Raw genomic sequence first — 12686 nt, 5'->3', positions numbered from 1 at the left:
TTTGGATTGGTTATTCGACTTCATCACCTGCCTGGGTAAGTTTGATCAGCCGCAATTTTTCCGGCACTTCCGTCGGCGGATGAATGTGTTCCTCCAGCCGCTTTTTTAAGGCAAGAAATTCGGGGGAAATGAATTGCTGCGCACTGCGAGGCCGCGGAACCGCGTTCTCAATGAACTCCACCACGCGCCCGGGATTCGCGCCCATAACAAGAATGCGGTCAGCCAGGTAAGCCGCCTCATCCAGGTCGTGCGTAATAAAGAGGATGGTGACGTCAACCTGTTTCCAGATCTGAATCAAGTACTCCTGCATCTGGCAGCGGGTCTGCGCATCCAGGGCGGCGAACGGCTCATCCATGATGAGAATGCGAGGTTTGTTTGCCAGGGCACGGGCAATCGCCACGCGTTGCTTCATTCCCCCGGATAGCTCGTGAGGATAAGCCTCCTCGAATTTGGAAAGCCCAACCATGCTCAGCCACTGGCGGGCTTCTGTTTCTGCAATACTCGGACTTTCGCCCTGCATCTCCAAACCGAACATTACGTTCCGTTTGACCGTCAGCCATGGAAACAATGTATATCCTTGAAAAACCATGCCGCGGTCAGGTCCCGGGCTGCCGACCGGACGTCCGTCCAGCAGCAATTCGCCACCGGTAGCTTCATCCAACCCGGCCACGATGCGGGCAAACGTCGATTTTCCGCAGCCCGAAGGCCCGACTACACAAATGAATTCCCGCCGATGAATATCCAAGGAGACATGCTCAAAGGCCACGTGTCTGCTTTCATCCTTCCCGAAGGCCTTTTCCAAATCACGCACATGAAGAATTACGGGGCGGGCTCCGATGCGTTTAAAACGAGCCGAGACTTCCGGAGCTTGCTCGCGATAATCTGGCAGTTGTAATTCGTGCAGCGACATTATTGAGGGTTGATTGGGGTGGCGATTTCAGCAGTCTTGACCGGTCGCGGTGCGAGCCATGCAAGCAAGGCAAAACGGCGTGCCGCGGTGCGGGTCTTTCTTTTCCACGGGAAAAGGATTGTTCCAAGCCAGGCAAGCACCAAGTCCGTGGAAAATCCAATGATTCCAATCATGCCGATTGCCGCATAAACATTGTCGAAGTTTCGATAGCGGGCCTGCTGATTAATGAAGTAAGTGATGCCCGACATGGTGCCCACCACTTCGGCCACGATCAGGTAGGTCCACGCCCAACCCAGCAGAATCCGCATGTCGGTGTAAATGTCCGTGATGGCTGCCGGAATAATGATCCGCCGCACCAGTTTCCAGCCCGATGCGCCCAACGTCTGGGCGGCTTCCAACAAAGCCGGATCCACCTTGCGCACTGTATTGGCAATGATCAGGACTTGCTGAAAAAACGTTCCAATAACGATGATTGCGACCTTCGGGGGATCATCAATTCCAAGGACCGCAACGCACAGCGCGCCAAATGCAGGGGCGGGCAAGTACCTGAAGAATTCGATGAAAGGCTCCTGTAGTTTCGCAAAGAAGCGATAGGTGCCGCAAAGAATCCCCAGGGGAACCCCCAGCAAGGACGACACTAAAAAGCCAAGGACAATGGTGCGAATGCTGTGGCCAAGGCTTTCATGAAGCCAGGGTTCATTAGGCAACCGCGGCGGCGTCTTAAATGCTGTATAAAAGGCGCGCGCAACCCGGTCCGGTGGCGGAAAGTAAATGGGATTGACCGCATACCCTTGCGGCAATGGCTGCCCTGCTGCACGTGCTTTGGCTAATTCATGGTCGAAGTCCGAGCGTTTGACATCCATGTCTTCGGTAAAATAATCCACACTGCCAGGCTCCGTTACCCTTACCAATGGATGCCACAGCCAGGGTATGTAACTAACGGCGCTCCAAATGACCAGGGGCACTAGAAAAGAAAGAATGAGAAGCTTTAGCTGCCTCTTGCGGGGCAGTTCAGACTTTAATCCCAACCAATCGTGGTGTTTCATAAGCTGGCCTGTTTGGAGCGCCGGTGAGGGTGCGAGTTACTTCAAGCCCATGACAACTTCTGGCACCAGGTATTTCGCAGGCTTTTGCGAAATCTTGTAAACGGCATTGTCGAGATTGAACTTGTTTCCAATGTCCATGGAGCCATAAATGGAATCCATGCCCGCGCCAACCTTGAACCGTTCCTTCGCTTCAGCCAGCGTCAGAAAGTGCGTTCCAGGAACGTTTTTTGCGTAGGCAACCGGATCTGCCCCCACTTTGGCGGACATAATCTTAATGGCATCGTCTTTCGTGGCCGGATCGTTCAGGTAATCCACGCACTTGTAATAAATCGCAACAATTTTGGTCCATTCTTCCTTATGGTGCGCATAGCTGGAGGGGTTGACGTTCATCACGTCATAGATCAAACCCTTGGCCTCGGCACTGGTGAAAAGTTTCTTGGCACCAGGAACCTGTTTCAATGCCTGCCCGGAAATCGGGTACCAAGCGCCGATGGCTGCGACCTTGCCCGACGCGAGAGTTTGGGGAGTCTTGTCCGTGGCAGTGTTGACAAGATTCACATCGGACTGCTTCATACCGTTTACTTCCAGTGCCTTAAGCAGAAGTAAATGTTCCACCAGCGTGAGTTCAATACCAATGTCCTTCCCCTTAAGGTCCTTGATGGATTCTATACCGGGAGCGCCAACGATCATATCGCTGCCCTCGCTATAATCCAAAAGTGCGATGATTTTGCCTTTTCCAGCGGTGGAACCGGTAACCATGGCATCCGTCGCCACAATCAGAACCGAATCAACCTTGCCCGCCGAGTAGGCGTCAATGGAAGGCAGGTACTCGAACCAGTCGAGTTCCACATCCAGGCCGGCGTCTTTGAACCAGCCCTTCTGCTTGGCAATTTCCAGCACCGTATAACCGGGCCAGTCGCTGTAGGCGATTTTCAGCGGAGCCGCTTGAACCCCTGCCGATATGGCAAGGCCGATAAGGAGGGATGTAATCAACAGTTTCAATTTCATAGTCAGTTTAGTTTTGGTTTGTAGGCTTGGTCAGGGTTGGCAACGAGATTTCAAAATGGTATTGCGGGGTAATATGGGCACCATGCACTTCTTCGGTGCAAGGTTTCGCCAGTACGCGACTTTGTTTTTTAATGCGCGGAACTGCAGAACTCATGGGAGCACGGCACAACATTGTAGTTCGCACAATCCAGGCGAACTCTAATTTACATCACAATTAACAAGGTAATTACTTTCGTACGCCTCCAGGCGTACTGTCCCGAATAGGAGAGAGAATTAAGAGAGAGAGGGAGGACCGCAGCAAATGATAATCAAAGTTTGCCACTCAAACAAGCAGCGGTCAAAAACTCCGACCTTTGCTTGGGATGAACGGCATTCTAATGTCATGCCACGCCTCAAGCACGACACATGCCAAAAGTGCGTGCATTGCAGCGCGAAATTATGATTCTCTGGAAACCTTCGCTTTTTATGAAAACTTTTTATTTAAAAGTTGTTTGTTGGAACTGAAACAACAGATGTGATTCAAAAAACCGCACATTAACTGGCTGATAATATTCATTCTGCTCACAAAGCTACACCCACCTTGGTAACCGCTTTCCTATAACGATGCCAAAGTCTTCCGAAACGTTCCTTTTACAATTCCAACATGGTGGATTACTTGGCTGATACCTCTTCATTCCACCTATACCACAATGCTATTTGGGTAAACGCTCCAGCTTAGACAACTGATCAATGGACGGATGGGGAGTTGCTGAAGTCTCCCCCCGACTTCAGAATGTCGCCGTGAATCTAACATTTCGCTGTAATCGGCCCTCATCAAGGCGGTTCTCCCACACATTGATAACTGCGGCTTCAACGGGGTGACGGGATGGTGTGTGATATACCCCATTGTGTGCCCGCGATAGCTGCATTTTGTTTCAATAGGGAAAACGCCTGATCTCCGAGCCAGTTTATGAACCAAAATTTTATGAAAACAAATCAAAGATGGATCTGGTTCCTCTTGGGAGCGATTACATTCCCCTTGTTGACGAGCTGCGTAGCGGATCATGGCCAAGGTCGCGGCGGCAATTATGGTGAGTATGGCTATGGCGAAGGCCATGGGTATGGATTCGAATACGCACACCGCGCGGATTTGCACAACAATCCCAACACTATCTCCAGCATGGCTCGCACGGACTGGTAAGAAATAAATCACCCTGCACGGGCTGGCTCTAACGGTGCGTGTCCGACGTAACGCTCCAGATACGGCGCATTTCGAGCATAATCTGCACATTGTCCCAGTCAGCAGGCATCAGTCTATAAATGACCTCCTTCAGTAAACTGCGTCAAGAAAAGGAGATAACCGGCCAACAGTGGAGTACGGGGCTGACTGAGCCTGATCTGTAACGATTGTTAACGGGTTTAAGGACTATCGACATCAACACGCGGGTCGGTGAGTATCACCACCTGTTGACCCTCATTACAGGCAACCGTAACCCAAGCGTGGGAAGTGTGGTTCGTTGCAGAGCGAGCCTTGTGTGAAAACCCATTTTTGGACCATCAAATCTGCCCCGGCGCTTCATCAAAATGCGTCAAAGGCGTGCGAAGTTTTGAAGTCCGGGAGTTTTCACAGAGGCTCGAGCCTGGTTAGGCACTGTCTTCATTTGATTCGTTTGACCGAAACCTCCTCGTCTCCGTCCACCTTCATCATCCAGCCTCCGCTTGTTTGGTAAATGAGGACCTTCGGATCGTAGGCATAGTGATAATGGTATGCGTAGGACGCCTGCTGCCAGACCTGTCCGTTATCCAGCTTCCAGATTGTCTCACCGGACCAGCCCTCGTAATCGCCATCTATATGAGTCTCGATGGCCTCGGCAGAAGCCGCTGGGGTTGACGCTGTTGGGACCAGTGATCGTCAACATCCTTTGTTTCCACATCCTGATGGCCCCGGAGGGATTTCCGATGGCGACTGTGGTATCAGTCCTCGCGCTGTTTCTGGTCTGGCGTTACCGCGAAGCCTTTGCCGGGTTGATGAAGGATGTTCAGGCACGTGTTGCATCCCCCGTGCAACCAGCCGGGGCGGGAGCTGCAGCCGTCAAGTCCTGATTGGGCATTGAAGAAACATTACAGAATTAAGAATTCCGCCTGGCTGCGGCAATAAAGTTGTCCGTCAAAGTTGACCTGAATTTTTTGTTGTACACAATGCCGACTCCGAGCGGCGGTGGAGCAGGTTGCAATGGGCGGATTCTTAATCTCGGGCTTGCCAGGCCCTTGAGCGGTTGCGCAATCAAAGCGAGGCCCTTGCCCGATTCGACTGCCGCGATGAGGCTGGTGAAGCTGTCGTGTTCATCAACGATCTGCGGATGGCGGTTCAGAGGCGCAAATAATTCAGCAATCCAACCCTGATGCTCCGGATACTCTGCAAGCGTGAAAGCAACGAGACGTTCCCTGGCGACTCGTTCCAGCCCCACTCTGCGCGCCCGCGCCAACGGGTGTGCCCGGTGGATGGCGACGCAAACCGGATGATGCTGCAATTCCTGGAAAACCAATCCTGCCAGGGCTTGGGGAGGCACCTGCACCAGCAGCGCCGCGTTGACTTTCCATTGGTGACTCCGCGCAACATCTCCTGCGTCGACAAGTCGTGAAGCTGCACACGCACACCGGGGTTGGACTCCCGGAAGTATCTCAATGCGAGCGGCAGAAGTTCGACCGTCAATGATGGCGCATAGCCGATGTGGATTTCGCCGCGCTTTCCTCCTGCCACGTCCGTTGCCCTTTCTTTGTTTTAGGGCGTGAAAAATTGACAGCAGGAATAATTTCTTCCAGGTTCGGCGAACAAATATCGGCGACGCTATCTCGCCGGTTGGGATACGATCCGCTCCAATCGTTATCAGCGCCAAATCGAATGAGTCTGATTGATAAAAACTGGCCATTGTCCCCTCGCGATCCGCATGTGCCCGCGTGGACTAATGTGATTGATAAATCATGGGAGGCCAACCGAATGGCCACCTATGCTGCCATGGTCGAAAACCTCGATAACGGTGTGGGAGATATTCTCGACGCGCTAAAGCAGAAGGGAGTTGAACAAAACACGCTGGTGATTTTTTTCTCTGACAATGGAGCCTGCGCAGAGCCGATTGAGCCAAATTGGTATAATGTCCCCAGTCGTACACGCGATGGAAGGCCCATTGCCGTAGGCAACAACAATCATTCGATTTTCGCTGGGCCCGACAATGCGTGGCAAAGCTACGGACTCCCATGGGCAAACGTCAGCGACACGCCTTTTGTGCTTTATAAACACTTCACGCATGAAGGCGGCATCGCCTCGCCATTCATTGCGCGTTGGCCGGCAGGAATCAAACATTCCGGCACTGTGTCAGCCCAACTCGCGCACGTTACCGACATCGTGCCAACACTGGTTGAAATGGCTGGCGCCAAACATCCTAATAATTACGAAGGCCGCTCAATTCAACCACTCGAGGGCAACAGCCTGATCCCCATCTTCGAAGGAGAAAAGCGCCCGCACCCCTCCCCCATCTTCTGGGAACATGAAGGGAACCGCGCTGTTCGGCTACAACAGTGGAAGCTCCTCGCCCACCAAGGACATGAGTGGGAACTTTACGACACCATGACGGACCGAACCGAACAAAACAACCTAGCATCCACTCACACGGCAAAGGTCAAGGAGATGGCGGCGCTGTATGATGCCTGGGCCAAACGCTGCAATGTCCTGCCTTTCAGTCAACTTCCGCGTGAGCGTCCGATAATTCCAACCAGCGTTACGAACACCGCGTCGCAATCGGTTTCAAAATAACAAAGGAATCACTGCAACTCAAATGCAGGTCGGCATGCCCAGTCATTTTGCCACTGGCGCGGTCGTCATATATTTGCAATATTTTTAGGATGCCCCCGGTGCAAACGAATATGATTGTTGGAATCGTCGAAGATGATGCCGTCCTGCGCAGATCGCTCGCACGGCTGGTGGGTGAGACCTACGGAACGCAAAATGTAATCGCTTGCGCATCTGGCGAGGAGGCCTTGCAGAAGCTGCCCCCGGCCAAGCCACATGTGGTGCTCATGGATCTCAACCTGCCGCAAATGCCCGGCACGGAATGTATCCGTCGGCTGAAGGAATTGCTTCCCACTACGCAGGTCATCGTCCTGACCGTCTATGAGGACAGCGAGCACATTTTTCGGGCGCTCAAGTCCGGAGCGAGCGGTTATTTGCTGAAACGCTCGGAGCCGGAAGAAGTGATGGAAGCCATCACCACGGCACGCGAAGGGGGCGCTCCCATGAGCAGCCAGGTTGCCCACCGGGTAGTGCATTCCTTTCATGAACCGGCCTCTCCGACTGTTGATACCGCGGCATTGACCGACAGGGAGAAAGAAATTCTCGACCTTCTCACGCAAGGGTTTGCCAACAAGGAAATCGCCGACAAAATGCAAATCAGCGTTACCACCGTCCGCACGCATCTACGTCACATTTATGAAAAACTTCACATCCGTTCGCGCTCGGAGGCAATCGTGAAGTACCTGAAATGACGGGCCTCGACGCAACTACCATTACGCCTATTGAAGGGGTTCTGCGCTCTTCAACAATCCCATAACGTACCACGCAACCGCGAACACTCTCGGTTAGGTAAATAAACTTCAAGCCCGGATGCTCAAAGTGCGCAGCACCGTGAGGGGCTGCGCACTTAAGTTTTGCATAAATATTATGGATACACCAGGCGGAAGAACACACATGGATTGCCGGCACTCACCGGAATGCTCATGGCATTGGTCGTCGTCGATCCAGGCACCGTAAACCAATTGGTGCTCAACCCCGTGGTCAGCGAATTCGTCTGGACCTGCAAATGCCAACCCGTGTGATCGGCTGGCCAACTCAAGTTGATATTGCCCCCAGCATACGAGAATGTGATGGGCGTTGGATTTGGGTTCACTGGACTCCCGACAGATAACACCGAAATACTACCATCAACCGCCAGATTGTTCGTCCAGGTCGCATTTCCGCCGGTGACAGTCAGCGCACCACCGTTGGGGATGGGTTGGTTGAACAGTGTGAACTTGTCACCCGCGACCAGTGCAGTCCCCAAATTTGTCACAACGACGGAATGAGCCCCGGTATTGTTCAAGATTCCAGAAACCGTTATGGAGTCGTTCGGCTGCGGCAGAGACCTGTTCACCTCGATTAAAAGATTGCCGGCCAAGGTCAAATCTCCATTGATGGTAAGTGTGCCAATGGAATCGCCCGGAGCCACCGGGCCGTTCGCCACGACACTGCCATTCACGACACCCGAGCCACCAAGTGTCTGCCCTGCTCCCAAAGTCAAAGGAGATACAGCCGAGATGTCGAGAGTGCCGTTGCTGCTGGCGATGATGCTGGTCGTCCCGCCCAACAGCGCGCCGGAAGCCAGGGTCAATGTGCCACCGGACACTATCGTTGGACCGGTGTAAGTGTTTGCTCCTGCCAATGTGACCGAACCGTCGTAAGTCGCACCACCTGTCCCAGTAATCGGGCCGTTCAGGCTAAGAACCGTGCCGGCGGTTGAGTTGATGGCGTTAGTTGAACCATTGAGTGTAATCAGACCAGCCAACGCGTTGACATCCCCTGCTGTCGCACCCGAGCCCTGAAGGATTGCGTTCGTCATGACGATCTTGTTTACAGGTTGAGAAAGCGTTTGATTCAGACTGAAAAGCAGGAGTGTTGCTCCGGCTTCGATCGTAATCGTATTATTCGTCCGTCCCAATGCTGTGCGTCGTTCAAACGAAAGTATCCCTTGTCGAATGTCAACGTCACCGAGATCAGTGGTCCAAACGTTCGTCAATCCAGCCACGGTGGTTCCACCATTGATGTTGAATTGACTGGGCCCCACTTTGATCAGTTTATGTCCATTGCCAACCAGACCAGGATCGCTATCTGCAATGGTGCGTAGGCCAATCGCTGCACTAACTGTTGTGTCACCAGCGAGAGTCAGGTTGCGGAGGGCATCATTCTGGGCGGCCCCGGAATTGACGATCGCTCCGCTGCCATTCACTCCACTCCCGGACGCGATGATGGGCTGCAACCCTAAATTATTGCCACCCACGTCGAGCGCGCCGCTGTTCGTGATGTAGACACTGTTTGCCGTTGCCCCCAGCCCTGTGGCAGAACCAAGCACCACGGTTCCTGCATTTATGCTCACACGGCCGACGAAGCTGTTCGTGCTGCTAATGGTAAGGCTATTTGTTCCCTCCTTCGTCAAGGTCATGCTGCCGCTCAAGTTGCCCGGTCCGGAGAACTGATAGCTCAAAGCCGAGTTACTCACCCCCACGCTGCTGGGCGACAAGGTCGTAGCCAAATTTACCACTGAATTGCTCGCAGAATCATTAAGAACCACATTGGCCGCCTGCGAGAAAGCCAATGGAACTCCACTCAACACCCAATTGGTCGTGATCGTGTCCCAGTTCGCATTGATGTTTCCAATCCAAATCTCTGATGCAAATCCGCTGACCACCAGGTCAACCGTATGAGCCGTGGTATTTGTGGCAATCGTGGCCACCGTTCCGAGCGGCAACTGGCCGATCGTCAAGTTACCCGCCCCGCTGATCGTCCCGTAACCGAATAACGGAAACCGTCCCACTGTTGCTGGTCCGGTCACATTCACCACCACCGAACCATTCAAGATCAGATTTGTCATATAGCCTGCAGGCGCATTCGTTGCAGCAAGTTCGGCTTCGAGAGCGGAGTTGGTGCCGCCACCTACGAGAACACTGGATACTTGCACGATGTTGGTTGACGAAGATTGCAGGAACGCCAGAGTAGAATTGGCATTCACCGTGATGGCACTGGGGGAAATAAAGGCCGGTCCGAGCACCAGTTTTCCAGCATTCACTACCGTTGGTCCCGTGTAAGTGCTGGCTCCCGTCAAAGTGAGCGCGCCTGTGCCCACCTTGATCAGGCCGCCATTACCCGCAGCCAGCAAAGGTTGAGGTACAGTAACGGTAAAGTTACTCGTGTCGACCGTCAGGCCGCCGTTATCCATGAACGTATTGGTCAAGCCCTGGATGAAACCTGTGTCGTTGACGATGGCCGTGAGCGTGCCGCCCATAAAATGAACTTCTGCATTGGCTGGCGCACTGCCGAGAACAGCGCGGGTCTTCAAAAGGCCGCCTGAGCGCAAATACAGGATATCGTTGACGCCCGACGCGCCAAGGTTCACCGCGTTGTTGCCAGCTACTGCGATTGATGGAGTCAGATCAACGGTCCCGGAAATGTCCAGGATGTTGTCCGCTGAATTATCGCCGCCAGCGAGACCTACGCGCAGATTGCCTGTGTTGCCAGCAACTGCGACGTTCAGAACACCGCCGTTGGTGACCACTAAACGCATCGTGGAACCGGGGAATGTGTTTTGCAATCGCCAGCCGTCAGCATTGGTAAACTGGGCGCCATCAACGATGACGTCACCTTGCTGTTGGGCCACGAGACCGGTTTGAGCGGAATTACCCTTAATGGTCAGTGTTCCCGATCCAGCCTTGGTGCTGATACCGCCATTGGTCAATGAACCAGTAACCACCACATCGCTATTGAAGTTCAATGTCCTGGTTGCACCACCGCCAAGGTTGAGCCCGCCTGCCAAGGTCAGCGTACCGGTGTTAGCTGTATCGCCTAAAATGATGCCCGTGTCGGCATTTTGGATAAGAGTGTTTGGCAACGTGCGCGCGGTCGTGCTGTCACTGGCAAGCGTGCCAAGATTCAGTGTGGCCGCTCCAGTGCCTAACGCCTGGTTCGCGCCAAGATAAATGGAGCCTGAGTTCAAAAACGTTCCGCCGGCATAATCATTGACCGTTCCGAGTGTCAAAGCCTGAAACCCGTTTTTGGTAAGGCTGCCCACGCCACTGATCTTACCAGCCCCTGTGAAACTGTAGGCCGCACCATTGTTGTTAAAGCTCATTGTAACTGGCACCACGGCAAACGTCAGGTTGATGGCAGGGCTGCCTGTCAGCGTGTCGTCGAAAGTCACCATGTCGCCGAAGCCGCCGGATTGTGAGTAAGTGGCCGGATTGTTGCCGTTCCCCAGGTCATACCAGTTGATTGAACTCGTATCCCATTGATTGTTCGCCGCGCCGGTCCAGGCAAGGCTCTTGCCCACGCTCGATATATTCAACTGAATGCTGGTAGGCGTCGTTACAAGGCTCGCAGAAACCCCAGGCGGCACATATCCAAGATGGAAACTTGCCAAGCCACTCCCGCTGGTAAAGTTCACCAATGGAAAGGCTCCCGCAGTCAAACCGGTGCCAGCGATATTGACGAACACTGATCCATGGCCCGTCAAAGTCCCCGCAACGATTGAGGCAGAAACAGGGTTGCCATTCGTGAAGTTCAATTGCAGTGTGCTTGCCCCAACAGATCCCATGTTCAGTGAGGAAACTGAGAGGGTGCTGCCGGTATTGGTGAGGCTCAGAGTAGCCCCGTCGGCGACCACAAGGCCACCGCCGCCGTTTATCCAATCCGTGCCAAGCGACAGCGTGCCGTTACTCACCACCGTTGAACCGCTATAAGAACTGGCCCCGGTGAGCATTAAAGTGCCCGTGCCGAGCTTGGTCAGGTTGCCGATGCCCGCCAGAGATTGTCCAATCGTGATGTTTAAGTTGGTCGTGTCAATAAATGCACCACCACTCAAAATCTTCGCCGTGAGCAATCCCTGCATGAAAGTCGTTGAACTTGCCGTCGGTTTCAAAGTGCCGCCGTTGAAATTAAACACCACGTTGGTGGCCCCAGGGTTGCCCTGTTGCACTTTGGCAATCCACAACACCCCACCGTTAAGATTATAAGTGCCATCCGCATTCACCGAGTTGCCAATGGTCACGGCATTTCCGCTGCCCCCACTGCCCCAGACCAGGCCGCCGTTTTGATTGAATATGCCCGTTGCTCCAGCTACAAGGTCACCTACCAGGACATTGACTGCAGGGCCATAGAGTTCAAGTGTGCCTGAACTCATATCCATCCGGCTGATGCTGCCCGCGCCAGCAATGCCACCAATGCCGTTTCCGTTGTGGCCCATGCGAAAATTACCACCGGTCCCAATTCGAATCGTGCCATTGTTGGTAAGTTGCACTGCTGCCGTGGATCCCGTTGGTGGTTTGAAACGGAAACCGTCATTTGCAGCATCCACCAAAGCTGAACTTCCATCCACAATCACCGTGCCTTGAAATAAATCCATGCCCCGCGTGCTCTTGGCGCTGTTCATGATTCGCACCGTTCCACCGTTGGTCAGGTTCAGCCAGCCAACAGATGCTCCCGTGGCGACATTGTTCGTCAACGCAGCCGTCAATCGCAGTTCAGAATTGGGAGAGATAAACCAGTATCTGCCACCAGGGGCACCGGTGATCAATGGGGAGGAGATGATATTGGTTCCCGCAGAATTGGTGAAGAAAGCGGTCGTCGATCCGTTTAGGGTGAGAAGGTTGCCGTTGAGAACAAATCCGCCGTTGTTGAAATTGGCAAATCCAAGCGTCAAATTGCTGATATTGTTGGTGTTGTTTTGCTGTGTCGTATCGCTGAATATCAGGTTGTCATTGTTCGCAGGTGCCGTGCCACCCCAATTGGCACCGGTACTCCAGTTGGCATCACTGCCAGCCCCGGACCACGTTTTGTTGGCAGCCTGGGCCTGCGGGAGAAAGAGGCAGGCGTTCAGGGCGGTTACGGCCACAACAGCACGTAATTGTTTTTTTTGTTTCATGTCCACAGGTTTCTGGGTTGTTGA

At 53.4% G+C, this 12686-nt stretch carries 9 protein-coding genes; 4 read left to right on the top strand and 5 right to left on the bottom strand.

What is annotated here, in order from left to right:
• Window positions 1–10 precede the first annotated feature (10 nt).
• Genes CFLAV_RS00995 through CFLAV_RS00985 form a run of 3 tightly spaced genes read right to left on the bottom strand, consistent with a single transcriptional unit; the run spans window position 11 to window position 2964 of the window.
• Complete coding sequence (locus CFLAV_RS00995; protein ID WP_007412710.1) at window positions 11–910, bottom strand: ABC transporter ATP-binding protein; 900 nt, start codon at window positions 908–910, stop codon at window positions 11–13.
• Window positions 910–1956, bottom strand: coding sequence for an ABC transporter permease (locus CFLAV_RS00990; RefSeq protein ID WP_007412709.1), 1047 nt, complete (start codon window positions 1954–1956; stop codon window positions 910–912). The genes CFLAV_RS00995 and CFLAV_RS00990 overlap by 1 nt, the downstream gene beginning before the upstream one ends.
• 36 nt (window positions 1957–1992) lie before the next feature.
• Window positions 1993–2964, bottom strand: coding sequence for an ABC transporter substrate-binding protein (locus CFLAV_RS00985; protein WP_007412708.1), 972 nt, complete (start codon window positions 2962–2964; stop codon window positions 1993–1995).
• A gap of 964 nt (window positions 2965–3928) precedes the next feature.
• Here CFLAV_RS00985 and CFLAV_RS00980 point away from each other — a divergent pair.
• Window positions 3929–4144, top strand: a complete 216-nt coding sequence (locus tag CFLAV_RS00980) for a hypothetical protein (RefSeq protein WP_150107203.1) — start codon at window positions 3929–3931, stop codon at window positions 4142–4144.
• Between the two features lie 758 nt (window positions 4145–4902).
• A complete protein-coding gene (locus tag CFLAV_RS36290; protein ID WP_237712345.1) occupies window positions 4903–5046 on the top strand; it encodes a hypothetical protein in 144 nt (47 codons plus the stop codon).
• A gap of 26 nt (window positions 5047–5072) precedes the next feature.
• On the opposite strand, the gene CFLAV_RS36285 is transcribed toward CFLAV_RS36290, so the two are convergent.
• Window positions 5073–5873: a LysR family substrate-binding domain-containing protein gene (locus tag CFLAV_RS36285; RefSeq protein WP_007412705.1), complete on the bottom strand. Its 801-nt coding sequence runs from the start codon at window positions 5871–5873 to the stop codon at window positions 5073–5075.
• Here CFLAV_RS36285 and CFLAV_RS00965 point away from each other — a divergent pair.
• Both CFLAV_RS00965 and CFLAV_RS00960 read left to right on the top strand, forming a co-directional pair.
• Entirely contained in the window at window positions 5846–6754 is a 909-nt protein-coding gene (locus CFLAV_RS00965) for a sulfatase-like hydrolase/transferase (protein WP_050785586.1), read from the top strand. The genes CFLAV_RS36285 and CFLAV_RS00965 overlap by 28 nt on opposite strands.
• Window positions 6755–6843: 89 nt before the next feature.
• A complete protein-coding gene (locus CFLAV_RS00960; protein ID WP_007412703.1) occupies window positions 6844–7482 on the top strand; it encodes a response regulator in 639 nt (212 codons plus the stop codon).
• 173 nt (window positions 7483–7655) lie between these two features.
• On the opposite strand, the gene CFLAV_RS00955 is transcribed toward CFLAV_RS00960, so the two are convergent.
• Window positions 7656–12662 carry a beta strand repeat-containing protein gene (locus CFLAV_RS00955; protein WP_007412702.1) on the bottom strand — a complete coding sequence of 1669 codons (5007 nt, stop codon included), beginning with the start codon at window positions 12660–12662 and terminating at the stop codon, window positions 7656–7658.
• Window positions 12663–12686 lie beyond the last annotated feature (24 nt).

This window comes from Pedosphaera parvula Ellin514, from assembly GCF_000172555.1.
GTDB lineage: Bacteria > Verrucomicrobiota > Verrucomicrobiia > Limisphaerales > Pedosphaeraceae > Pedosphaera.
Note: the sequence above shows the minus strand (reverse complement) of the source record. Positions and strands in the feature narration are given on the sequence as shown.

Bases quoted from the DNA above. Each gene is read 5' to 3' on its own strand.
- CFLAV_RS00995 (WP_007412710.1), bottom strand. From the start codon at position 910: ATGTCGCTGCACGAATTACAACTGCCAGATTATCGCGAGCAAGCTCCG.
- CFLAV_RS00990 (WP_007412709.1), bottom strand. From the start codon at position 1,956: ATGAAACACCACGATTGGTTGGGATTAAAGTCTGAACTGCCCCGCAAG.
- CFLAV_RS00985 (WP_007412708.1), bottom strand. From the start codon at position 2,964: ATGAAATTGAAACTGTTGATTACATCCCTCCTTATCGGCCTTGCCATA.
- CFLAV_RS00980 (WP_150107203.1), top strand. From the start codon at position 3,929: ATGAAAACAAATCAAAGATGGATCTGGTTCCTCTTGGGAGCGATTACA.
- CFLAV_RS36290 (WP_237712345.1), top strand. From the start codon at position 4,903: ATGGCGACTGTGGTATCAGTCCTCGCGCTGTTTCTGGTCTGGCGTTAC.
- CFLAV_RS00965 (WP_050785586.1), top strand. From the start codon at position 5,846: ATGAGTCTGATTGATAAAAACTGGCCATTGTCCCCTCGCGATCCGCAT.
- CFLAV_RS36285 (WP_007412705.1), bottom strand. From the start codon at position 5,873: ATGGCCAGTTTTTATCAATCAGACTCATTCGATTTGGCGCTGATAACG.
- CFLAV_RS00960 (WP_007412703.1), top strand. From the start codon at position 6,844: ATGCCCCCGGTGCAAACGAATATGATTGTTGGAATCGTCGAAGATGAT.
- CFLAV_RS00955 (WP_007412702.1), bottom strand. From the start codon at position 12,662: ATGAAACAAAAAAAACAATTACGTGCTGTTGTGGCCGTAACCGCCCTG.